The 24,542-nt window shown below is 39.4% G+C and carries 23 protein-coding genes; 19 read left to right on the forward strand and 4 right to left on the reverse strand.

Annotated features, from left to right (window positions below):
* Positions 1-362 precede the first annotated feature (362 nt).
* Together ABN099_RS14480 and mdtD are read left to right on the forward strand one after the other, a co-directional pair.
* Positions 363-1,049: a FadR/GntR family transcriptional regulator gene (locus ABN099_RS14480; protein ID WP_349464602.1), complete on the forward strand. Its 687-nt coding sequence runs from the start codon at positions 363-365 to the stop codon at positions 1,047-1,049.
* Positions 1,050-1,131: 82 nt separating this feature from the next.
* Positions 1,132-2,526: a multidrug transporter subunit MdtD gene (mdtD, locus tag ABN099_RS14485; RefSeq protein WP_349464603.1), complete on the forward strand. Its 1,395-nt coding sequence runs from the start codon at positions 1,132-1,134 to the stop codon at positions 2,524-2,526.
* A 64-nt stretch (positions 2,527-2,590) separates the two neighbouring features.
* Here the strand turns inward: mdtD and rbsK are convergent, their stop codons facing one another.
* Complete coding sequence (gene rbsK, locus ABN099_RS14490; RefSeq protein WP_349464604.1) at positions 2,591-3,520, reverse strand: ribokinase; 930 nt, start codon at positions 3,518-3,520, stop codon at positions 2,591-2,593.
* Positions 3,521-3,801: 281 nt separating this feature from the next.
* On the opposite strand from rbsK, the gene ravA reads away from it, so the two are divergent.
* The gene (gene ravA, locus ABN099_RS14495) at positions 3,802-5,298 is read left to right on the forward strand and encodes an ATPase RavA (protein WP_349464605.1); all 1,497 of its coding nucleotides are present in this window, start codon (positions 3,802-3,804) and stop codon (positions 5,296-5,298) included.
* A 7-nt stretch (positions 5,299-5,305) separates the two neighbouring features.
* Entirely contained in the window at positions 5,306-6,763 is a 1,458-nt protein-coding gene (gene viaA, locus ABN099_RS14500; RefSeq protein ID WP_349464607.1) for an ATPase RavA stimulator ViaA, read from the forward strand.
* Here viaA and asnA read toward each other — a convergent pair whose 3' ends face one another.
* Entirely contained in the window at positions 6,764-7,756 is a 993-nt protein-coding gene (gene asnA, locus ABN099_RS14505) for an aspartate--ammonia ligase (RefSeq protein ID WP_349464609.1), read from the reverse strand. It lies immediately after the preceding gene.
* 159 nt (positions 7,757-7,915) lie between these two features.
* On the opposite strand from asnA, the gene asnC reads away from it, so the two are divergent.
* The 15 genes from asnC (at position 7,916) to glmS (ending at position 22,857) form a co-directional block, all read left to right on the forward strand.
* Positions 7,916-8,377 carry a transcriptional regulator AsnC gene (gene asnC / locus ABN099_RS14510; RefSeq protein WP_349464611.1) on the forward strand — a complete coding sequence of 154 codons (462 nt, stop codon included), beginning with the start codon at positions 7,916-7,918 and terminating at the stop codon, positions 8,375-8,377.
* 100 nt (positions 8,378-8,477) lie between these two features.
* A complete protein-coding gene (mioC, locus tag ABN099_RS14515) occupies positions 8,478-8,918 on the forward strand; it encodes an FMN-binding protein MioC (RefSeq protein ID WP_349464613.1) in 441 nt (146 codons plus the stop codon).
* A gap of 377 nt (positions 8,919-9,295) precedes the next feature.
* Positions 9,296-11,194 (forward strand): tRNA uridine-5-carboxymethylaminomethyl(34) synthesis enzyme MnmG, encoded by a 1,899-nt coding sequence (gene mnmG / locus ABN099_RS14520; protein ID WP_349464614.1) that lies wholly within the window; start codon positions 9,296-9,298, stop codon positions 11,192-11,194.
* Positions 11,191-11,817: a 16S rRNA (guanine(527)-N(7))-methyltransferase RsmG gene (gene rsmG, locus ABN099_RS14525; RefSeq protein WP_349464616.1), complete on the forward strand. Its 627-nt coding sequence runs from the start codon at positions 11,191-11,193 to the stop codon at positions 11,815-11,817. The genes mnmG and rsmG overlap by 4 nt, the downstream gene beginning before the upstream one ends.
* 601 nt (positions 11,818-12,418) lie before the next feature.
* A complete protein-coding gene (gene atpI, locus ABN099_RS14530; protein WP_349464617.1) occupies positions 12,419-12,796 on the forward strand; it encodes a F0F1 ATP synthase subunit I in 378 nt (125 codons plus the stop codon).
* Positions 12,797-12,827: 31 nt separating this feature from the next.
* Positions 12,828-13,652 (forward strand): F0F1 ATP synthase subunit A, encoded by an 825-nt coding sequence (atpB, locus tag ABN099_RS14535; protein WP_072071088.1) that lies wholly within the window; start codon positions 12,828-12,830, stop codon positions 13,650-13,652.
* 45 nt (positions 13,653-13,697) lie between these two features.
* Entirely contained in the window at positions 13,698-13,937 is a 240-nt protein-coding gene (gene atpE / locus ABN099_RS14540) for a F0F1 ATP synthase subunit C (protein WP_004246596.1), read from the forward strand.
* Between the two features lie 61 nt (positions 13,938-13,998).
* Positions 13,999-14,469, forward strand: coding sequence for a F0F1 ATP synthase subunit B (gene atpF / locus ABN099_RS14545; RefSeq protein WP_349464619.1), 471 nt, complete (start codon positions 13,999-14,001; stop codon positions 14,467-14,469).
* A 12-nt stretch (positions 14,470-14,481) separates the two neighbouring features.
* Positions 14,482-15,015, forward strand: a complete 534-nt coding sequence (gene atpH, locus ABN099_RS14550) for a F0F1 ATP synthase subunit delta (protein WP_349464620.1) — start codon at positions 14,482-14,484, stop codon at positions 15,013-15,015.
* A 14-nt stretch (positions 15,016-15,029) separates the two neighbouring features.
* On the forward strand, positions 15,030-16,571 hold the full coding sequence (atpA, locus tag ABN099_RS14555; RefSeq protein WP_349464622.1) for a F0F1 ATP synthase subunit alpha: 1,542 nt from the start codon (positions 15,030-15,032) through the stop codon (positions 16,569-16,571).
* A 56-nt stretch (positions 16,572-16,627) separates the two neighbouring features.
* On the forward strand, positions 16,628-17,491 hold the full coding sequence (gene atpG / locus ABN099_RS14560; protein WP_349464624.1) for a F0F1 ATP synthase subunit gamma: 864 nt from the start codon (positions 16,628-16,630) through the stop codon (positions 17,489-17,491).
* A gap of 34 nt (positions 17,492-17,525) precedes the next feature.
* On the forward strand, positions 17,526-18,908 hold the full coding sequence (atpD, locus tag ABN099_RS14565; protein WP_064718357.1) for a F0F1 ATP synthase subunit beta: 1,383 nt from the start codon (positions 17,526-17,528) through the stop codon (positions 18,906-18,908).
* Positions 18,909-18,929: 21 nt separating this feature from the next.
* Positions 18,930-19,346: a F0F1 ATP synthase subunit epsilon gene (locus tag ABN099_RS14570; protein WP_006534340.1), complete on the forward strand. Its 417-nt coding sequence runs from the start codon at positions 18,930-18,932 to the stop codon at positions 19,344-19,346.
* Positions 19,347-19,497: 151 nt separating this feature from the next.
* Entirely contained in the window at positions 19,498-20,871 is a 1,374-nt protein-coding gene (glmU, locus tag ABN099_RS14575; protein ID WP_349464626.1) for a bifunctional UDP-N-acetylglucosamine diphosphorylase/glucosamine-1-phosphate N-acetyltransferase GlmU, read from the forward strand.
* A 159-nt stretch (positions 20,872-21,030) separates the two neighbouring features.
* Positions 21,031-22,857: a glutamine--fructose-6-phosphate transaminase (isomerizing) gene (gene glmS / locus ABN099_RS14580; RefSeq protein ID WP_349464628.1), complete on the forward strand. Its 1,827-nt coding sequence runs from the start codon at positions 21,031-21,033 to the stop codon at positions 22,855-22,857.
* An 87-nt stretch (positions 22,858-22,944) separates the two neighbouring features.
* Here glmS and ABN099_RS14585 read toward each other — a convergent pair whose 3' ends face one another.
* Both ABN099_RS14585 and ABN099_RS14590 read right to left on the reverse strand, forming a co-directional pair.
* Positions 22,945-23,397, reverse strand: coding sequence for a DUF411 domain-containing protein (locus tag ABN099_RS14585; protein WP_349464630.1), 453 nt, complete (start codon positions 23,395-23,397; stop codon positions 22,945-22,947).
* A gap of 495 nt (positions 23,398-23,892) precedes the next feature.
* On the reverse strand, positions 23,893-24,291 hold the full coding sequence (locus tag ABN099_RS14590; protein WP_349464632.1) for a YgiW/YdeI family stress tolerance OB fold protein: 399 nt from the start codon (positions 24,289-24,291) through the stop codon (positions 23,893-23,895).
* Positions 24,292-24,542 lie beyond the last annotated feature (251 nt).

Below are 24,542 nucleotides of genomic sequence, written 5' to 3' on the forward strand. Positions count from 1 at the left end.
GTCTGATAATTTGTTAAAGAGCAGTGCAACAATGGCTGCCGTTTCCGGTCTTCTGCGTTGTTGCGAGGAGGCGTATATTACGTTATTCCTCTGAAGAGTCAAGAGTTTTTTCAAACTTTTTTCTTTTCTCTTCACTTTCCTTCGAGGCTGTTGTCAGCTCATCGTGGGTCAGTGGATGCGCATTATAGGGAGATCTCGGATTAGCGCAAGCCTTTTTTTGAAATTAATTTTCGTTCGCTTTTTTTTTCAACAATTTGAGAAAAAACGCTCTAATTTTATGCTGATAGCGTGAAATCCAAACAGCTTTCCATCTCTGACTCACGTAATATAAGAAACAAATTATGGTATAGGTAACTTTTATTATGCAATTTAGCGAACAACGTTCAGCTTCTCAAAAGAATCTTTCTTATATTGTTGCTGAAAAACTAGGTAAACAAATCCTTTCTGCTACTTATGAGCCAGAATCTTTATTACCAGGAGAGATAGAACTGGCAGAGCAGTTATCAGTAAGTAGAACCGTTATACGCGAAGCGATAAAAATGTTAGCGGCAAAAGGTATGCTTTTACCCCGTCCAAGGATCGGTACACGCGTTACACCAATGCAAAATTGGAACTTATTAGATAATGATCTTCTTACTTGGTGGATTGATAGCGGTGAATTTAACAAAGTGAGTCACTATTTCCATCATGTCCGCTTAGCAATAGAACCTCAAGCATGTTATTTAGCCGCATTTAATGCAACAGAAGCACAAAAACAATCTCTTTCTTTATTTGGCAAAGAAATGCAATTACTTGATGAGCATTTTGATCGCCAGCACTGGTTAGATATTGATACCCAATTTCACTATCTTATTTACCAAGCTAGCGGTAATCCATTTTTTGCTTCTTTTGGCTCACTATTTCTCTCTGCTTATAAAAAGTACTTCGACCTTATAGTGGGTAATGAAACCGTTCAACCAGAAACGCACAACCAAATTGTTCAAGCTATTATTGATGGTGACGGAAATAGCGCACGTGATCTATGTTTAATATTACTAACGAGTGATTGAATAGTTTTAATACAAACTAAATGAGTTCTCTGCTTATAATAGAAGGGTAAATAAATAGAAAGCAAAGACGGTATATATTTTTATGTTTAAATCCGCCAAAAATATGTCAGGATTGCCTTGGATAGCCGCGATGGCTTTTTTTATGCAGGCGCTTGATGCAACAATACTCAATACAGCACTGCCTGATATAGCAAGGAGTCTTAACCACTCTCCATTGGCAATGCAATCTGCTGTAATCAGCTATACGCTCACTGTGGCATTATTAATTCCGGTTAGTGGGTGGTTAGCAGATAGATTTGGTACTCGAAAAATATTTATTATTGCTGTCTCTCTATTTTCTATAGGATCATTATTCTGTGCTCTTTCTCCTAACCTAACCTCTCTTGTCGTATCACGTATACTGCAAGGAATAGGTGGTGCGATGATGATGCCGGTTGCTCGTCTTGCTTTATTAAGAGCCTATCCTCGTAGTGAACTACTGCCAATTCTAAATTTTGTTACGATGCCGGGGCTTGTTGGTCCCATCGCAGGACCTCTATTAGGTGGAATACTCGTTACTTATGCTTCTTGGCATTGGATATTTATTATTAATATTCCTATCGGATTACTTGGTATTTTTTATGCCATTAAACATATGCCAGATTTTACGATGCCAAAGCGTAAATTTGATTTACTCGGCTTTGTTTTTTTTGGTTTTGGATTAGTAATGCTTTCTGTCAGCCTTGATCTTTTTGGTGATAAAGCAATTTCTCGTTATATCCCTATTGCAGTAATTTTGGGGGGATTCTTTCTATTAATGCTATATATCAACCATGCAAGACACCACCAGCAACCACTTATTCCACTAAATATATTTAAAACTCGAACATTCTCTGTCGGTATTGCAGGTAATATTGCAACTCGATTAGGTACAGGCTGTATTCCTTTTTTAATGCCACTTATGCTACAAGTGGGATTTGGTTACCCAGCCATTGTTTCAGGAATGATGATGGCGCCAATGGCATTAGGCTCTATACTAGCTAAATCTTTTGTTACCCATATTTTGGTGAAATTTAGTTATCGACGCACTCTTTTTGCTATCACCATTATTATCGGCATTATGATCGCGCAATTCTCATTACAATCACCAGGTATGTCAGTCTATTATCTTGTGTTACCACTTTTTCTATTGGGCATTTTTATGTCGATTCAGTTTACGTCAATGAACACTATTTCATTGGCTGACTTAACTGACAATAATGCGAGTTCAGGAAATAGCGTATTAGCCGTCACTCAACAACTAGCAATTAGTTTTGGCATTGCTGTCAGTGCATCTATTTTAGGCTATTTTGATACTGAAAATGTAGGCACTACGGTAGATAACTTCCATTACACCTTTATTACAGTGGGTGTCATTACTTTATTATCTTCTTTTGTCTTCTTATTACTAGATAAACACGATGGCGATAATCTGACGAATAAAAAGAGAAAAGCCTAGCTATCTTGATGATGCCGAATAAAAAAGAGAGCCTTAGCTCTCTTTTTTATAAAAACTTAACTAACTATAAAGACGCAGATAAAAAAGCATCCACTTCATCACGCCAAGGTACAGAAGGTTGAGCTCCAGGGCGCGTTACAGCAATAGCAGCGGCGGCATGAGCGAACTTAATTGCAGACATCATGGGCTGACCTTCTAATAACGCTGTAATAAATGCACCATTAAAAGTATCACCAGCAGCAATAGTATCTACAGCTTTAACTTTAAAAGCAGGAACAAGGCAGCCGTAATGACCAATCTGGCTTACCCAAACACCTCGACTACCTAAAGTAATTAGAATCGTACCAATACCTTTATTATGTAAGATATTAGCAGCCTCTTGTGCGCTCTTATCGTCGATAACTTTTATACCTGTTAAATATTCAGTCTCAGTTTCATTTGGTGTAATAATATCAACTAAAGAAAGTAACTCATCAGGTAAAGCCTGAGCAGGTGCTGGATTTAATATAACTTGCACTTGTTCTTGCTTGGCAAATTCTGCTGCTTTTAAAACAGAATCAAGTGGTGATTCAAGCTGCATTAATAAAGCTGAAGCGCCTTTAATAACACGAGCATGGCGTTCTACATATTCAGTATCTAATCGACCATTCGCTCCCGCATGAATACCAATAACATTCTCACCTTGCTGATTAACAAAAATAAGAGCAACACCCGTTGCTTCGTTTTCAATAAATTCAATGCTATTGATATCAATATTATCTGTTAATAACTGTGCTTTCGCTTTTTTACCAATATCATCATCACCTAAGCATGCAAGAAAGGTAATATTAGCACCGCAACGCCCTGCAGCAACGGCCTGATTAGCCCCTTTTCCACCAAAGACCATTTGAAAATGGTTCCCTGAAACAGTCTCACCAGGAAGCGGAAAATTGGCAACATTAAGAATATGATCAGCATTAACACTACCTAAAATCACAAGTTTCTTTGCTTGCATTATTTTTCCTTACTCGCTGGGTGATAGGTTCTAAATGGATAGCATAAGTGACACTCAATATTTTAAACCGATCATCTCAGCAACATAAATGAAAAAACGTGATCACCATCGAAACGTTTCGCTGTAAAAACAAAAAAGAACCAAAAATAAGCGGTATAAAGCTGAATCGATTTTTGTTATAAACGAAAGGAGTATAAATTGAATGTTTAGCTGTATATCGCACTTCGTTTTCTGATATTTTCTTTTAAGAGCAATAATAAATACCCTTACTAGGAGTTTTTATGCAATTAGCAGAACGGATCTCACAATTAAGCCAATACCTTGAAACAGGTCTTTATGAGCGCCAATCAACGATTCGCCTTTGCCTACTTGCCGCATTAAGTGGAGAAAGTGTTTTTCTACTTGGTCCTCCTGGTATAGCTAAAAGCCTTATAGCAAGAAGAATGAAAGAAGCTTTTAAAAATGCGAAGGCTTTTGAATATTTAATGACTCGTTTTTCTACTCCAGAAGAGATTTTTGGACCATTGTCCATTCAAGCTCTAAAAGATGAAGGAAAATACCAGCGTTTAACTGAAGGCTACCTTCCTGATGCTGAAATTGTTTTTCTTGATGAAATATGGAAAGCGGGTCCTGCAATCCTCAACACATTATTAACCGCAATAAATGAACGTAAATTTCGTAATGGCGAAGCTGAAATAGCAATTCCTATGCGCCTTTTAGTTTCGGCTTCAAATGAATTACCTGATTCCGATAGCAGCCTTGAAGCGCTTTATGACCGAATGCTGGTCAGAATTTGGTTAACCCCAGTTCAAGAGAAGAAAAATTTTCGTGCATTACTCGTAAATAAAGAGATTGAGTCTTTTCATATTCCAGAAAAAGTGCAGATTACGGCAGAAGAGTTTACTTACTGGCAATCCGAGTTAGAAAAAATCACACTAGATGACCATCTATTTGATTTAATTTATCAACTAAGACAATCATTAGAAAAAAGTGATGCTGCACCTTATGTTTCTGATAGACGATGGAAAAAAGCAGTACGCCTTTTACAAGCTAGTGCATTTTTTAATGGTCGTAGTGCTATTTCACCTCTTGATTTTATCTTATTACGCGATTGTCTTTGGCATGACCAAGCATCATTCGCCCTACTTGATAAATTATTGCACAGTTTATTAGCCGAGCAAGCCTACCACCAGCTGGAATTAATAAGAAAAACAGAAACGCTCTGGGCTGAGTGGATGCAATCGACAAGAAGCAAACAAGACCAACAGGCATTTCGCTTTGAAAAACAAAGTGGCATGTTTGGGAGAAATGTTCATTTCAACCTACCAGAAAAAATGCAGGCTGATAAATTTACGCTGTTTTTACACATTCCCCTGCATATACACAGCATTCAAGTTAATTTTATTACTATTGAACAAAAATCACTGGAAAGTTTTTTAACCAAAGGTGATGAATTATCTGCTCGTTTAAATGGTATTGGTTTTCCACAACCAATTACAGCTCAAATTCGCCAAGATGGTGTATTAGAAATTCTTGATGTCAGTCGCCGAACAACCTCTCTTTATCAACAACAAGAAACAACAACCACAACAATTGAAGATAATAAAGAGTGGCAAGATAAGTTAAAAAACCTAGCTCAAGAAATTTATAGCGAACAAGAAAAATTTAATCATCACCAACCAAATCTATTTATTAATGATGATTGGCTTATTTCTATTGAGCAGAGTTTTGTTCAGTTAAACGAAAAGCTGGCACAATTAAAAAGCCAAATAAAGTGACAATATTATGTTAACACTTTCAACAATAGATATGCTTTTAGCAATTAATGAAGGGCAGTTGATAGAAGAAGTTATTGTGGCATTACTCGCCTCTCCTCAATTAGCTGTTTTTTTTGAAAAGCATCCAAGATTAAAAAAAGCACTATTAAAAGATATCCATCAGTGGAAAAAAAGTTTACAGCAGCGAGTAAAAGAAACCGTAGTTCCAACTATGATTGCCGATGAGTTTGCACTTTATCAACAAACACAATCCTTAGGTAATGCACTATTTAACCAAAAAACCGCACAGATCCTTATTGAGTTAAATAAATTAGAATCTTCTTTTACTGAAGAAGCATCTCAATTATGTAAAAACAACGCCCCTTTCACAGCAGCACAACAAGCGCTATTTATTCAACGTTGGCGCATTAGCTTAATATTTCAAGTTACAACTGTGCATAAAATGTTATTTGAACAAGAGCAAGAACAACTTTTAGCAGAACTTCAAGAACGTCTTGCATTAAGTGGTAGCTTAAGTAATACCTTTGCTGAAAATGAACGAGCGGCTGGTCGCTTATGGGATATGAGTAAAGGTGTTCTAACAAAAACGCCTTATGATGAAAAAATAGTTCAGCGATATAGTGATTTTCTCGATCAACAACCAGAGTTACACAAACTTGCTAGCTTGTTAGGTCGCAGTAAAACAGCAAAATCACTTCCTGAAGAGAGTGTTATCTTTGAACCTATTACTATAGTAGAAAAGGCACCTGATACCACGCCGGAACAAGTAAATGGCATTGGTCTTAGTGATGATATTCTGCGTCTTCTTCCTACTGAACTCGCCTTGTTAGGCGTCAGTGAAATAGAGTATGAGTTTTACCGAAAATTAATAGAAAAACAGCTTAATACTTACCGCTTACAAGGTGATAACTGGCAAGAACGCACCGTATTGCGCCCAGTAACCCATCATCATGATGAAGAGCGTCCAAGAGGACCTTTTGTTGTTTGTATTGATACTTCAGGTTCGATGGGGGGGTTTAATGAGCAGTGTGCCAAAGCCTTTGGTTTAGCATTAATGAAAATCGCACTTGCCGATAACCGCTCATGCCATGTCATGCTTTTTTCAACAGAAATAATTCATTATCAGTTATCTTCTCCTCAAGGATTACAAGAGCTAATTAAGTTTTTAAATCAAACCTTTAGAGGCGGAACTGATTTAAGTGCTTGTATGGAGAATGTAGCGGAAAAGCTTAATAGCCCAAAATGGAAAGATGCTGATGCTGTTGTTATTTCTGACTTTGTTGCCCAAAGGTTACCCGAAAACCTAATCAACAAAATCAAAAAAAGCCAACAGCAACAGCACAATCGCTTCCATGCGGTTACCCTATCCAATTACGGTAAACCCAGCATCATGAAGATTTTTGATCATATATGGCGCTTTGATACTGGGTTAAAAAGTCGTTTACTTAGACGTTGGCGTCAATAATTACAGCATATCGACAAAAGACAAACGAGTCTCTTTTTCCCATACGCCACATTGAACTTGTCCAATGTGTTCTTTTTGCAGTAACAACATCACTAAACGGGATTGACCAATACCGCCACCAATAGTTTGCGGCATATCGCCGTGCATTAATGCTTGGTGCCAATCTAATTCAAGACGTTTTACATCATCCGTTAATGTTAATTGACGCATTAATGTTTCAGGGTCAACTCGAACTCCCATTGAAGAGAGTTCAAACGCATCTTGTAGGACAGGGTTCCAAACTAAAATATCCCCGTTTAATCCTTCAAAACCATCTTCGTTTGGTGTTGTCCAGTCATCATAATCAGGTGCTCTTACATCATGAGATTCACCACTAGAGAGTTTGCCACCGATACCAATTAAGAAAACAGCACCACACTCTTTAGCTATCGCTTTTTCGCGACCTTTTGCATCTAAATCAGGATAACGGCGTAGCAGTTCTTCAGTGTGGATAAATTGAATTTGATCTGGCAGGAACGGTGCCAGACCAAATTCTTCACTGACGGCTTTTTCAGTTTCTTTTATTGCCTGATAGATTTTACCCACTGTCTGCTTAAGATAAGGAAGTGTGCGTTCCTTAGCTTCCATCACTTTTTCCCAGTCCCACTGATCAACATAAACAGAGTGGATCCGAGTTAAGCGATCTTCGTCCGGTCTCAAGGCTTTCATATGTGTATATAAACCTTGACCAGAACTAAATCCAAAACGACCTAATGTTTTACGTTTCCATTTTGCTAATGAATGGACAACTTCAAATGTAGAATCTGGCAAAGATTTGACTTTAACTTGTACAGCCTTCTCATGCCCAGATAAGTTATCTTGAGTTCCATCACCAAGGCGACTTAAGATCGGTCCTTGAACTTCAATCAGTCCTAATTCTTTTTCCAACAAGCGTGAAAAATATGATTTAACAAAGCTAATTTGTTGCTGAGTCTGAATGAATGATTTTTCCATTTTTATGTCCCTAGTGGTGGTGTTGCGTTTTGCTAATATAGATTAAGCAACAAAATGGGTACTAAATTCAATATACTTCATTAAAAATAGCCTTGCCTATTTTAAATCGTTAAAAATAGCGCTATAAAATTGCATTATCGTTAAAAACAAGGGGGGTTTATGGACAATATTTATCAGATCGATAATCTTGATCGTGACATACTTCACGCATTAATGGCGAATGCGAGAACACCTTACGCTGAATTAGCTAAAAAATTCGCAGTTAGCCCCGGCACAATTCATGTTCGTGTTGAAAAAATGAAGCAAGCGGGAATTATTACAGGTACTCGAGTCGATATTAGTGAAAAACAACTTGGGTTTGATGTCTGCTGCTTTATTGGCATTATTTTAAAAAGTGCTAAAGACTACCATACAGCACTAGATAAGTTAGATAAGTTAGACGAAGTGGTTGAGGTCTACTATACAACAGGACAGTACAGTATTTTTATTAAGGTAATGTGTAGAAGTATTGAGGCATTGCAAGACGTACTTATCAACAAAATTCAAACTATAGACGAAATCCAATCTACAGAAACCCTGATCTCTTTGCAAAACCCGATAATAAGGACTATCAAGCCATAAGGATAAATTGTTATTTTTTTTTATAACCACATTATCCACAGGTAGATCCCAAGTGATTCACAGCGTACAATAGCGCGTCTTGAACATAAGGAGATCATTAATGAAAAAAGTCACTCTAATTAGTGGCAGTACTATGGGTAATGCTGAATATGTAGCAGAACACCTCAGTGAGATCTTATCTGAAGGTGGATTTGAGATCTCATTGCACCATGGACCTTCACTTAATGATCTTCCTCATGAAGGGATCTGGCTGGTGGTTACTTCAACACATGGTGCAGGAGAGATCCCTGACAATTTACAGCCATTTGCTAATGAAATATCCGCCGATGATCTTGATCTAAGTAAGGTGCAATACGGTGCTATTGGAATAGGTAGCAGTGAATATGACACTTTTTGTGGTGCCATAAGAACACTGGATCAAAAATTAACGCAAAAAGGTGCGATTCGTTTAGGATCTACCCTAGAAATAGATATACAGAAATATGACATTCCTGAAGATCCAGCCGAAGAATGGTTGGCGTCTTGGAAAAATTTGCTTTAAATCGAACAAAAAAGAAGCAGTCAGCTGTGGATAACTATGCTTAAAAGCAGGGGTTAACCGGTAGTTATCCATTGTATAAGCTTCTATCATTAATTGACCTGTGCATAACTAGCCATTTTGATCCCAGCTTATCAGCAGATAGATCACGGATCATTCACAGTATATGATCCTTTACAGTTTTATGATCTTTAAATGGAAAATCCACTTATCCACAGAGGATCGCTTCCTTAATAAAAGATCTAATAAAGAGATCTTTAAATAAAAAGATCTTTAAATAATTACCTACGGATTCGTTAACTTGTATCTCAGCAAAAGTTGAGTAGAATTCATTTTCCCAATGCAACACATTCAGCATTCGTAACATTTAAGGTTCACACATGTTTTATCCAGAACACTTTGACGTCATTGTGATCGGTGGTGGTCATGCCGGTACAGAAGCCGCTATGGCTGCAGCTCGTATGGGGCGTCAAACCCTATTACTGACCCACAATATTGATACTTTGGGCCAAATGTCTTGTAACCCAGCTATTGGTGGGATAGGTAAAGGGCATCTGGTAAAAGAGATTGATGCCATGGGTGGATTAATGGCAACCGCTATTGACCATGCTGGTATTCAATTTAGAACGTTAAACGCTAGCAAAGGTCCAGCAGTTAGAGCGACTAGAGCACAAGCTGACCGAGTTCTTTATCGCCAAGCAATACGTACCACACTCGAAAATCAACCTAATTTAATGATTTTCCAACAACCTGTTGAAGATCTTATTGTTGAAAATGAACAAGTAACAGGTGCTGTTACTCGCATGGGATTAAAATTCCGTGCTAAATCAGTTGTGTTAACGGTTGGTACTTTCCTTGATGGTAAAATTCACATTGGTTTAGAAAATTACAGTGGTGGTCGAGCGGGTGATCCACCTTCAGTATCGCTATCACATCGTTTACGCGAATTACCACTGCGTGTTGGTCGACTAAAAACAGGTACACCACCACGTATTGATGCAAGAACCATTGATTTTAGCCAACTAGCACCTCAGTTAGGCGATGATCCTATGCCTGTTTTCTCGTTTTTAGGTAATGTGGATCAGCATCCTGAACAAATGCCTTGCCATATCACTTATACCAACGAAAAAACGCATGATGTTATTCGTAATAATTTAGATCGTAGCCCAATGTATGCTGGGATCATCGAAGGAATAGGACCGCGTTATTGCCCATCTATTGAAGATAAAGTGATGAGATTTGCCGATCGTAACTCACACCAGATCTTTTTAGAGCCTGAAGGTTTAACTAGCAATGAAATTTATCCGAATGGGATTTCAACCAGTCTTCCTTTCGATGTTCAAATGCAGATAGTTAATTCGATGAAAGGCATGGAAAATGCGAAGATCATCCGACCAGGCTATGCTATCGAATATGATTTCTTCGATCCCCGAGATCTAAAACAGACCTTAGAAAGTAAATTTATTAATGGTCTATTCTTTGCTGGACAAATTAACGGCACAACAGGTTACGAAGAAGCAGCAGCACAAGGCATGTTAGCAGGACTTAATGCTGCTCGTTATGCCTTTGACCAAGAAGGTTGGTTTCCTCGTCGTGATCAAGCTTACATTGGTGTTCTTGTTGACGATCTTTGTACTCTTGGTACAAAAGAACCGTACCGCATGTTTACTTCTCGTGCCGAATATCGCTTGATGCTACGCGAAGACAACGCTGATTTACGTTTAACCGAGATTGGTCGTGAACTAGGAATGGTTGATGATAATCGCTGGGCTCAATTTAGTGAAAAAGTTGAATTAGTTGAAAAAGAGCGTCAACGTTTAAGAAATATTTGGGTACATCCTCAAGCGGATAACCTTTCAGAAATCAATGAATTACTAAAAGCTCCTTTATCCAAAGAAGCCAATGGTGAAGATTTACTGCGTCGCCCCGAAATGACTTATGACGTATTAAAAAAACTGTCTCGTTTTGCTCCTGGTATTGATGATTCAAAACCACAAGCAGCAGAACAAGTTGAAATTCAAGTTAAATACGAAGGCTATATTAATCGTCAACAAGAAGAGATCGCAAAGCAATTACGTAACGAGAATGCTTCTTTACCGATTGATCTGGACTATAAACAAGTCAGTGGATTATCTAACGAAGTAATCGCTAAGCTTAACGATCACAAACCGACATCTATTGGTCAAGCGTCAAGGATCTCGGGTGTTACACCAGCGGCTATCTCTATTTTATTAGTTTGGCTGAAGAAACAAGGTTTACTGCGCAGGAGTGCATCATGAGTGACTTACTTAATCGGCTAAAAAAGCTGGCTAAGCAAGCTAATATTGAGCTAACGGATGTTCAAGCTGAAAAGCTAACGGGTTATGTGGTTATGCTTGATAAGTGGAATAAGGCCTATAACCTGACCTCGGTGAGAGATCCCGCTCAGATGATTATTCGCCATATTCTCGATAGCATTGTGGTAAGTCAATATCTTGAAGGCGAACGCTTTATTGATGTTGGTACAGGTCCTGGATTACCCGGAATACCACTAGCAATAATGCGCCCCGATCACCATTTTGTGTTACTTGATAGCCTGGGTAAACGAGTTCGCTTTATGAAACAGGTACAGCATGAGTTAAATCTCAGCAATATTGAACCTGTGCAGTATCGTGTTGAAGAGTACCAACCTGAGCTGCCTTTTGATGGTGTTATTAGTCGCGCATTTGCATCAATGAAAGATATGCTCTCTTGGTGTTCTCATTTAGTCACTGAAGAGCGTGGTCATTTTTATGCATTAAAAGGACAAATTCATCAAGAAGAGCTTGATGAACTTTCGAAAAATGGGTTAAAAGCACCTGAAAAAGTAATTAGTTTAGTAATACCAGAATTGAATGAACAACGTCATTTGGTGATTATTTAATCAGCACTGCTGTTTTTTTTCGTTTTTTGTGCTCTGGCGATAACATTTACAATGTTATCGCCATTTGCTTTAGTGATAAGGCAATATAAATTTAATTTTCACCTGTTTATTACAATAAAGTAACATATTCGTATCTTTTAATTTAATTGGCGATGCAACCACTATTTTTTTATTTTTATTTCTAAAATAAATTAATAATTCTGTGCCTTATAAAAATATTGAATTTATTTAATTAAAAATTGGCTAATTATTTTCCAATTGACAGTAATTTGTTCATAAAAGGGGAGTTATTTGTTAACTCTGTTATGTTTTTTATGAAATAAGCTTTATTTATACTTTTATATTTGTGAGCTAAATCACACTAATTATTTTATTCTTCCCTATTATTTTTACTCTTTTTGTTCTTAATCATTTTTCATAAATGGAACCTTGGTAAGAAATTTAAATTAATCTTCACTTTTTCGCTACTTATTGATTGAATTCATTGCCACGCCCCGTATAATTTGCTCGTTTTTGTCACTTGACACTTTATAGCAAAGACAGTTTGATACATCATTCAGTAATACCTTTTACGATAGCTAGTCTGGAGAATACAAACGTCATGTCTGTCTCCCTCTACAGCGGGAAAGTTGCACTGAAACTGTTATTATTGCAGTTTATGACTTTTGTTATTCTCAGTGCGGGTTTCTACTTAAAGAGTACAGACTGGAGCTTTTCAGCTTTTTTAGGCGGAATAGCATGTTGGTTACCCAATATTGCTTTTTTATTATTAATCCGTTTACAAAAAGCAACAGAAGAAGATGCTCCAGTTCGCATAAACTGGCTTTTTGCTTTCAGTGAAGGGTTGAAGGTTATATTATCAATAGCCTTGCTGATAGTTGCTTTAGGAGTGTTTAAAGCGGCATTTGCACCTCTGGTCATGACCTACTTAGCGGTGCTTGTTATGCAGGTCGTTGCACCAGCCGTCATTAACGGTTAGCGTTTTTAACAACAAAAGGGTAATTGGCATCATGTCTGCATCAGGAGAAGCATTAACCACTAGAGACTACATAGGTCACCACCTGAATAACCTTCAGTTGGACCTGCGTACTTTCGAGTTGGTCAATCCCCATGCTGAAAATGCGCCATCATTCTGGGTGTTAAATATTGACTCACTTTTCTTTTCAGTATTAATGGGAGCATTATTCCTATGGCTGTTTAGAAAAGTAGCAGTAAGAGCAACCAGTGGCGTACCGGGAAAATTCCAGACTGCAGTAGAAATGATCATCGGTTTCGTTGATAGCAGCGTCCGTGATATGTATCACGGAAAGAGCAAGGTCATTGCACCTTTGGCATTGACTGTGTTCGTTTGGGTGCTGTTAATGAATGCCCTGGATTTATTACCAATCGACTTCATCCCTTATATCGGTGAACACATCTTAGGGTTACCTGCGTTGCGCATAGTTCCAACTGCTGACGTAAGTATTACTCTTTCGATGGCTATTGGTGTATTTATCCTGATTCTCTTCTACAGCATTAAGATGAAGGGCATAAAAGGGTTTACTAAAGAGCTGACTTTACAGCCTTTTAATCACCCAATTTTTATTCCTGTAAACTTGATTCTGGAAGGGGTAAGCCTGCTATCAAAACCTGTTTCACTCGGTCTTCGACTGTTTGGTAACATGTATGCAGGTGAACTGATCTTTATTCTTATTGCTGGTCTGTTACCGTGGTGGTCACAGTGGTTATTAAGCCTCCCTTGGGCGATATTCCACATACTGATTATTACGTTACAAGCCTTTATTTTCATGGTTCTAACGATTGTTTATCTGTCGATGGCATCTGAAGAACATTAATTATTAACTCTTTGAAGAAATAACTGAAACAAACTGGAGACTGTCATGGAAAACCTGAGTATGGATCTGCTGTACATGGCTGCCGCGATTATGATGGGTTTAGCTGCAATCGGTGCTGCAATCGGTATCGGAATCCTCGGTGGTAAATTTTTAGAAGGTGCTGCTCGTCAGCCTGATCTGATCCCTCTTCTGCGTACACAGTTCTTTATCGTTATGGGTCTGGTTGACGCCATCCCTATGATAGCTGTGGGTCTGGGCCTTTACGTGATGTTTGCTGTTGCCTAATGATGGTAACTAGCAGTAAATGCATCAAGTTAGTTTATAACCAAGAAAGAGGTATTGTGCTGTGAATTTAAATGCAACAATCCTCGGCCAGGCCATCGCATTTGTCCTGTTTGTTCTGTTCTGCATGAAATTTGTATGGCCACCGATTATGGCGGCCATTGAGAAACGTCAAAAAGAAATTGCTGACGGTTTATCATCTGCAGAACGAGCTAAAAAGGATTTAGATTTAGCGAAAGCCGATGCAGGCGAACAGTTAGCAAAAGCAAAAGCAGAAGCTCAAGTAATCATTGAATCAGCGAATAAACAACGCACTCAAATGATTGAAGATGCTAAAGCAGAAGCAGAGCTAGAACGTAGTAAGATCGTTGCACAAGCTCAATCCGAATTGGATGCAGAGCGTAAACGTGCTCGTGAAGAACTGCGTAAACAAGTCGCAATGCTGGCTATCGCAGGTGCCGAGAAAATTATTGAACGTTCCGTGGATGAAGCTGCTAATAGCGACATCGTTGATAAACTGGTCGCTGAACTGTAAGGAGGGAGGGGCATGTCTGAAATTGCAACGGTAGCTCGCCCCTACGCCAAAGCAGCTTTTGACTTTGCTGTGGAAACCCAGGCTGTCGATAAATGGCAGGTTATGCTGGCGTTCACCGCTGAAGTAGCACGCAATGAGCAGGTAACCGAATTACTTTCTGGTTCTTTAGCATCAGAAAAACTGGCAACCATCTTCATCGACCTTTGTGGCGATCAATTAGATGAGCATGCTCAGAATTTAATTCGTGTTATGGCTGATAATGGCCGTTTATCAACGTTGCCCGAAGTATTGAGCCAATTTAATCAATTTCGCGCAATACTCGAATCAACGGTTGACGTTGAGGTAACTTCTGCCATTGAGCTAACTAAACAGCAGCTAGCTAACATTTCTGCAGCGATGGAAAAACGTCTATCACGCAAAGTGAAGCTGAATTGCAAAATTGATAAGTCTGTTATCGCAGGCATGATTATACGCGCCGGTGACCTCGTCATCGATGGCAGTATTCGTGGCCGTTTAGAGCGTTTAACAGACGTCTTGCAGTCTTAAGGGGACTGGAGCATATGCAACTGAATTCCACTGAAATCAGCGAACTGATCAAGCAGCGCATTGCTCAGTTCAATGTAGTGAGTGAAGCTCACAATGAAGGTACGATTGTTTCCGTTAGTGACGGTATCATTCGTATCCACGGTTTAGCCGAAGTTATGCAGGGTGAGATGATCGCACTGCCGGGTAACCGTTTCGCTATCGCACTGAACTTAGAGCGTGACTCTGTTGGTGCGGTTGTGATGGGTCCTTATGCTGACTTAGCAGAAGGCATGAAAGTTAAATGTACAGGTCGTATTCTGGAAGTACCTGTAGGGCGTGGTCTGCTTGGCCGTGTGGTAAACACACTGGGTGAGCCTATTGATGGTAAAGGCGCTGTAGAGCATGATGGATTCTCACCTGTTGAGATGATTGCTCCTGGTGTTATCGACCGTCAATCAGTCGATCAGCCTGTACAAACAGGGTACAAATCAGTCGATGCCATGATCCCTATCGGTCGTGGACAACGTGAATTGATTATCGGTGACCGTCAAACAGGTAAAACTGCTCTGGCTGTCGATGCGATTATCAACCAACGTGACTCTGGCATTAAATGTATTTATGTCGCTATTGGTCAGAAAGCTTCTACTATCTCGAACGTTGTTCGTAAATTAGAAGAGCATGGCGCGTTAGAAAACACCATCGTAGTTGTTGCTTCTGCATCAGAATCAGCAGCTCTGCAATACCTTGCTCCTTATTCAGGTTGCGCAATGGGTGAATACTTCCGTGACCGTGGTGAAGATGCCCTGATTATTTATGATGACCTGTCTAAACAGGCTGTCGCATACCGTCAAATTTCACTGTTACTTCGTCGTCCACCAGGACGTGAAGCATACCCAGGTGATGTTTTCTATCTGCACTCCCGTCTACTTGAGCGTGCTGCTCGTGTTAATGCTGAGTACGTAGAAACTTTCACTAACGGTGAAGTTAAAGGTAAAACCGGCTCTCTGACTGCGTTACCAATTATCGAAACGCAAGCAGGGGACGTTTCTGCATTCGTTCCAACGAACGTAATCTCTATTACTGATGGTCAGATCTTCTTAGAATCTAACCTGTTTAACGCAGGTATTCGTCCAGCTGTTAACCCAGGGATCTCTGTATCTCGTGTTGGTGGTGCAGCTCAGACTAAGATTATGAAGAAACTTTCTGGTGGTATCCGTACTGCACTTGCGCAGTATCGTGAGCTGGCAGCATTCTCACAGTTCGCTTCAGATCTGGATGATGCTACCCGTAAACAATTGAACCACGGTCAGAAAGTGACTGAATTGCTGAAACAGAAACAGTACGAGCCAATGTCTGTCGCACAACAGTCTTTAGCACTGTATGCAGCAGAACGTGGTTATCTGGAAGATGTTGAAATTTCACAAGTTGTGCCATTTGAAGCTGCGCTGTTAGCTTATGCTTCTCGTGAACATGCTGATTTATTGAAAGAAATCAACCAGACCGGTACTTATAACGAAGAGATCGAAGCTAAGCTGAAAGGCGTGCTCGAAAACTTCAAAGCGACTCAGTCCTGGTAATAACTATTCGGCCTAATAGTAATATTGGGCCGTCTGGTTCATGAGGAGAAGCAGAAATGGCCGGCGCAAAAGAGATACGTTCGAAGATCGCCAGTGTGCAAAACACACAGAAGATCACTAAAGCGATGGAGATGGTCGCCGCGTCGAAAATGCGTAAAACGCAGGAACGCATGGCAGCCAGCCGTCCTTATGCAGAAACCATGCGCAGCGTGATTGGTCACCTTGCGTTAGGGAATCTGGAATACAAACATCCATACCTCGAAGAGCGGGAAGTTAAACGTGTCGGGTACCTGGTTGTTTCGACCGACCGTGGTTTGTGTGGTGGTTTGAACATTAACTTGTTCAAAAAACTGCTAGCAGACATGAAAGCGTGGTCTGAAAAAGGTGTACAGGTAGATTTAGCACTAGTAGGTTCTAAAGCTGCTTCATTCTTTGGCTCTGTGGGCGGGAATGTTGTAGGTCAAGTAACCGGCATGGGCGATGATCCAAAACTGTCTGACCTTATCGGTCCAGTCAATATCATGTTGCAGGCTTATGACGAAGGTCGTTTAGATAAACTGTATGTGGTGGCAAATAAGTTCATCAATACCATGGCTCAAGAGCCTAAAATCCTTCAGGTTTTACCATTACCAGCAGGTGATGATAAAGATCTGAAAGAGAAATCTTGGGATTATCTGTACGAACCTGATCCTAAGGCGTTACTGGATACTTTACTGCGTCGTTATATCGAATCGCAGGTTTACCAGAGCGTCGTAGAGAACTTAGCGAGTGAGCAGGCCGCCCGAATGGTCGCGATGAAAGCCGCTACAGATAACGGTGGTAACCTGATTAAAGAACTGCAATTGGTGTACAACAAAGCACGCCAAGCAAGCATTACTCAGGAACTTACAGAAATTGTGTCTGGTGCAGCCGCGGTATAACAGCTAGGTTTACGAATTACGTAGAGGATTCAAGATGGCTACTGGAAAGATTGTCCAGGTAATCGGCGCCGTAGTGGACGCCGAGTTCCCTCAGGATAGCGTCCCTAAAGTATACGACGCTCTTGAGGTTATGAATGGTAAAGAAAAACTGGTGCTAGAAGTTCAGCAACAGTTAGGCGGTGGTATTGTTCGTTGTATCGCAATGGGTACATCAGACGGTTTAAGCCGTGGCTTAAAAGTTGAAAACTTAGGTCACCCAATTGAAGTACCAGTAGGTAAAGCAACACTAGGACGTATCATGAACGTTCTGGGTACACCTATTGATATGAAAGGTGATATCGCGACTGAAGAACGTTGGTCTATTCACCGTGAAGCACCAACCTATGAAGAGTTATCAAGCTCTCAAGAACTACTAGAAACCGGTATCAAAGTAATGGACTTAATCTGTCCGTTTGCTAAAGGTGGTAAAGTAGGTCTGTTTGGTGGTGCGGGTGTTGGTAAAACAGTTAACATGATGGAATTGATCCGTAACATCGCGATCGAGCACTCAGGTTACTCTGTATTTGCTGGTGTTGGTGAGCGTACTCGTGAGGGTAACGACTTCTATCATGAAATGACAGATTCTAACGTTCTTGACAAAGTATCGTTAGTGTATGGTCAGATGAATGAGCCACCAGGAAACCGTCTGCGTGTAGCACTGACTGGTTTAACCATGGCTGAGAAATTCCGTGATGAAGGTCGTGACGTACTGTTATTCGTCGATAACATCTATCGTTACACCTTAGCCGGTACAGAAGTATCAGCACTGTTAGGCCGTATGCCATCAGCAGTAGGTTACCAACCAACATTGGCTGAAGAGATGGGTGTTCTGCAAGAACGTATCACTTCAACCAAAACAGGTTCAATCACCTCTGTTCAAGCAGTATACGTACCAGCGGATGACTTAACTGACCCATCACCAGCAACTACGTTTGCTCACTTGGATGCGACAGTTGTACTGAGCCGTCAAATTGCTTCATTAGGTATCTACCCAGCGGTTGACCCACTGGATTCTACCAGTCGTCAATTAGACCCACTGGTAGTTGGTCAAGAGCACTATGATGTAGCTCGTGGTGTTCAGTCTATCCTGCAACGTTATCAGGAACTGAAAGACATCATCGCTATCTTAGGTATGGATGAACTGTCAGAAGAAGATAAACTGGTTGTTGCGCGTGCGCGTAAGATCCAGCGCTTCCTATCTCAGCCATTCTTCGTTGCTGAAGTATTTACCGGTTCACCAGGTAAGTTCGTTTCCCTGAAAGACACTATCCGTGGCTTTAAAGGTATTCTGAACGGTGATTATGACCACCTGCCAGAGCAGGCGTTCTACATGGTTGGTACTATCGAAGAAGCAGTAGAAAAAGCTAAAAAGCTTTAATACGGCTGACGGGAGGTTGATATGGCCGATACATCGTTCCACCTGAAAGTTGTCAGCGCTGAAAAACAGTTATATGACGGCGAAGTAAAACGAATTCAGGTAACTGGTAGCGAAGGTGAGCTCGGTATTTATCCGCAGCATACCCCGTTATTAACTGCCATAAAACCGGGCATGGTACGTGTCGTAAAAACATCGGGCGAAGAAGAGGTTATCTACCTTTCTGGTGGTATCCTCGAAGTTCAGCCGACTGGCGTCATTGTACTGGCAGATACAGCGATCCGTGGTCGTGATTTGGATGAAGCGAAAGCGTTGGAATCTAAGCGTAAAGCTGAAGAACACATTCAATCCTCTCATGGCGATGTTGATTATGCTCAGGCATCTGCGGAATTAGCCAAAGCGATTGCAAAATTACGTGTAATCGAATTGACTAGACGTTGATGTAAACAGGCAGTCTATGAATAAAAAAGCCAGTTGGTATTCGCTAACTGGCTTTTTTGCGTTGTGAAATATTTTGAGTGGCGAAATATGTAGTATTATTTATCATAAACAGGTTTACTTGCCATTCTTTACGGGAGTTATCGGGTTAATTATGTCTAGTTCAGCGAAAAGCGTTGTTATTCTTGCTGCGGGTAAAGGTACTCGCATGTATTCACAGTTACCTAAGGTTCTTCATAAGCTTGCGGGCAAATCCATGGTTCAACATGTGATTGATACTGCAAAATCCCTAGGTGCCCAACAAACACATTTAGTGTATGGGCATGGTGGCGAGTTAATGAAGGAAAAATTAGGCTCACAGCCTGTTAATTGGGTATTGCAAGCCGAGCAGTTAGGAACCGGTCATGCAATGCAACAAGCCGCTCCTTTTTTTGCTGACGATGAAGATATCCTGATGCTTTACGGTGATGTTCCACTTATCACCCAAGAAACGCTAGAGCGTTTAATCGAAGTAAAACCAGCTGGCGGTATTGGTTTATTAACCGTTATTTTGGATAACCCAACAGGTTATGGTCGTATTGTTCGTGAAAATGGCGAAGTGACAGGTATTATCGAACAAAAAGACGCTTCAGAAGAGCAACTGAAAATTAATGAAATCAATACAGGTATTTTGGTTGCTAATGGTGCTGATTTAAAACGTTGGTTAGGTAAACTCGACAACAATAATGCACAAAAAGAGTATTACATTACTGACATTATTGCCTTAGCACATAAAGAAGGTCGTAAAATTGAAACGGCTCATCCACGTCGCCATAGTGAAATGGAAGGGGTGAACAACCGTCTACAGTTAGCGGCTTTAGAACGTATTTATCAAACAGAACAAGCAGAGCGCTTATTGCTTGAAGGCGTAATGTTGCTAGATCCTGCTCGTTTTGATTTACGTGGCACTTTAACTCACGGCAAAGATGTCGTAATTGATACCAACGTTATCATTGAAGGTGATGTTACTTTAGGTAATAACGTCGAAATTGGTACAGGTTGTGTACTGAAAAACTGTGTGATTGGCGATAATTCAATTATTAGCCCATATACGGTGATCGAGGATGCTAATCTAGCCCAAGAGTGTACGGTTGGTCCTTTTGCTCGGCTTCGCCCTGGAACAAAACTGGCAGATAAAGCCCATGTTGGTAACTTCGTTGAGATGAAAAAAGCAAGTTTAGGTATTGGCTCAAAAGCGGGTCATTTAACTTATCTTGGTGATACAGAAGTTGGCGCTAACGTAAACATTGGTGCTGGTACTATTACTTGTAACTATGATGGTGCAAATAAATTCCAAACCATCATTGGTGACGATGTCTTTATTGGCTCTGATACGCAGTTAGTTGCGCCAGTTACTGTAGCTAAAGGTGCAACAATAGGTGCGGGAACAACAGTGACTAAAAATGTGGGTGAAAACGAATTAGTAATAAGTCGTGTTAAACAAACTCATATTAGTGGATGGAAACGTCCAGTGAAGAAAAAATCTTAAATTTTAAGAAAAGGGCGTATGTTAAATCAGCGCCCTTTTCTTGTACGCTATTATTCTAAAAACAAAAAACATCCCCGCTCTCTACAAGGCTTGGGGAACAAAACAATCAGGTATAAGACATCTAAGTGCGAATAAACGCACGGTTTTAGGAATAACACAATGTGTGGAATAGTAGGTGCAGTTGCACAACGCGATATCGCAGAAATCTTAATTGAAGGCTTACGTCGCTTAGAATACCGTGGTTATGATTCTGCGGGTTTAGCGGTTGTAGATAGCGATTGTAAAATGACGCGTCTGCGTGAGGCTGGCAAAGTTCAAATGCTGGCTGATGAAGCAGAAAAAACGCAAGTTATTGGTGGAACAGGTATTGCTCATACTCGTTGGGCAACACATGGTGAACCTTGTGAAGATAATGCGCATCCTCATGTATCTGGCTCAATTGCAGTGGTACATAATGGTATTATTGAAAACTACCAAGAACTAAAAGCTGATTTAATTAAAAAAGGGTATCAGTTTGCATCTCAAACAGATACTGAAGTTATTGCTCATTTAGTTAACTGGGAGCAGCGCCAAGGCGGTACTTTACGTGAAGTAGTACAGCGCGTTATTCCTCAATTACGTGGCGCTTACGGCACTGTGATTATGGATAGCCGTACTCCTGATTTATTAGTTGCTGCGCGTTCAGGTAGTCCGCTGGTGGTTGGTCTTGGTGTTGGCGAAAACTTTCTTGCCTCTGACCAATTGGCATTATTACCAGTTACTCGTCGTTTTATCTACCTTGAAGAAGGGGATATTGTTGAGATAACCCGTCGTCATGTTCATATTTTCTCTGTTGATGGTGAAAAAGTTACCCGCGATATTATTGAATCTAATGTGCAATATGATGCAGGTGACAAAGGTGTTTATCGTCACTACATGCAAAAAGAGATCTATGAACAGCCTTTAGCGATTAAAAATACTTTAGAAAATCGCTTAAAAGCAGAAAGCATTGACCTTAGTGAGTTAGGTCCTAAAGCTGAAGATATCTTATCTAAAGTAGAGCATATTCAAATCGTTGCTTGTGGTACTTCTTATAATGCGGGCATGGTCTCACGTTATTGGTTTGAATCTTTAGCTGGCATTCCTTGTGATGTCGAAATAGCTTCTGAATATCGTTATCGTAAACCAGCAACACGTCGTAATAGCTTACTGATTACGTTATCTCAATCAGGTGAAACTGCCGATACTTTAGCAGCATTGCGTTTATCGAAAGAGTTAGGTTATTTATCGTCATTAGCAATTTGTAACGTTGCTGGTTCTTCTTTAGTACGTGAATCAGAATTTGTGCTAATGACAAAAGCTGGTGCTGAAATTGGTGTTGCTTCAACAAAAGCCTTTACCACTCAATTAACTGTTCTATTAATGCTTGTTGCCTATATGGGACGTATTAAAGGTGTAGCAACATTAGAAAAAGAAGTGTCAACCGCATTACATGCATTGCCAAGTCGCATTGAAAGCATGTTGTCGAAAGACAAAATTATCGAAGCATTAGCGGAAGACTTCTCAGAAAAAAGCCATGCTTTATTCTTAGGTCGTGGTGACCAATACCCTATTGCGGTTGAAGGTGCGCTGAAGCTTAAAGAGATCTCTTATATTCATGCTGAAGCTTATGCTGCGGGTGAATTAAAACATGGTCCATTAGCGTTAATTGATGCTGATATGCCAGTTATCATCATTGCACCAAATAACGAGTTATTAGAAAAATTAAAATCTAATATCGAAGAAGTTCGTGCTCGTGGTGGCTTGCTTTATGTATTTGCTGATCAAGATGCTGGTTTTGAAGAGAACGAAACGATGAAGCTAATTTCGTTACCTCATGTTGAAGAGTTAATAGCACCTATTTTCTATACTGTGCCATTACAACTACTTTCTTATCATGTTGCCTTAATTAAAGGAACGGATGTAGACCAACCTCGTAACTTGGCAAAATCAGTAACGGTTGAATAAGTTAACTGATACTAAAGCGATTAAATAAAGAGGATCCGGTTATCAAATAAGGTAACCGGATTTTTTATATCTAACCCCACTTTATCTTTAGTTATAAGACTTAAATATCGCCTGACCACCTGCTTTATCAAAGGCGATAACTTGGTAAGGTTCTTTATAATCACCTGCATACATTCCTAAACTGCCTGCTGGCATACCTGCAACAGCAATACCTGTTTTATTTTTATCTACTAAATTGATATTTTTTAAGCTATCAACAGGAATATGACCAACGAGATCTTTACCTTGATAAGTTGCAAAGTGGCAACTCAGTAAATTAGAAGGTACGCCTGCTTGTTGATATTTCTGCATTAATTCTGCTTCTGACACAATATTAACTTTAACGTTAAAACCAGCATCTTTCACACCATCAGTCCATAAAGTACAACATCCACAAGTTTCTGTTTTATAAACTTCAACGGTATTTTGAACAGCCGCATGAGCTACACCAGTAAATGTTGAAATAGCCAAAATAGTAGGTAGTAATAATCTCTTCATCATCAATTCCTTTCATTAAGTTGATAGCTAAAACAATAATCTTTCCCCCTACTGGAAGGTCAATTTAATAAAAGTATAAGCACGTAGAGTTTTGTAAAATAATATTTATATAAAACAAAGATATAACCAATCTTTTTTTTATGGTTATCTTTAGATTTATTGCGAAAATACGTAATTTTGTAAGAAAAAAAGCCTGCATAGCAGGCTTAAAATGGAGAAAGTAGGGTAATTAGAGTGATTAGGATTAAACGGTTATGAGAGGGTAATACTCATGGGTTAAGTCATTTCTAATCAAGAGTAGCGATGCTTTAACTTGTAATAAGTATAAACCTAAACCTAGCCTGAGGTTAAAGCGGATAAATTTGTATAAAGGATCCAATTTTATTGATGAAAAACAGAATAATAAAAATAGAAAATAAAAAAACCAATATATTTCAATATATTGGTTTTAGAAAAGCGTTAATAAAATCAGGTAAAAGCCAAATTATTTGATGGTAATTATTTAATAATAGTAATTTTCTTTACATCAATTTCAGTGCTTGTCCACTCTTTATCAACTTTACCTTCTAATCTTACTGTATTTTCAGGTGTCACTGTTTGCCCTTGCCATCTTTTATGGTCGATATCAACATTGATTCCACCTGTGTTATCTTCAAAAACATACAGCTCATCACCAATTTTTTTAGTAATTTTACCCGTTAAAATCACCCAAGTATCATCAGATAACTCTTTGGCTTTATTCACCGTTGTTTCACTAATAGAAGGTCCTTTAAATCCACCTTGTTGTGTACTGACTTGTGTATTGTGTTGTGGAGAAATAAATCCACCATTTTGGGTATTGGCTTGAGATGCGAAAGCCAGCGTACTACCAATCAATAATAGAAAGATTTTTTTCATAACAAGCTCGCTTTTTGGTTAAATTATAACTAATTATAGTATCTGATTTTATTTCAGTTTCTTGTATAAAACAGCATATTAAGGTAAATCATTGTATTAATATATTAGTTATTTAAGGTTACTATTATAGTATTAGTCTTTTATTTCGTTTTACTTCTGGTTGTAAAATAAGCATCTATCACTGGTTTTCTGTTTTCTTTAAGTCAAACCTGCTAGTTATTTCCCCTTAGTATCAGTGTAGGCGGTTATTC

The organism is Proteus hauseri (assembly GCF_040139125.1).
In the GTDB taxonomy this organism is placed as follows: domain Bacteria; phylum Pseudomonadota; class Gammaproteobacteria; order Enterobacterales; family Enterobacteriaceae; genus Proteus; species Proteus hauseri_B.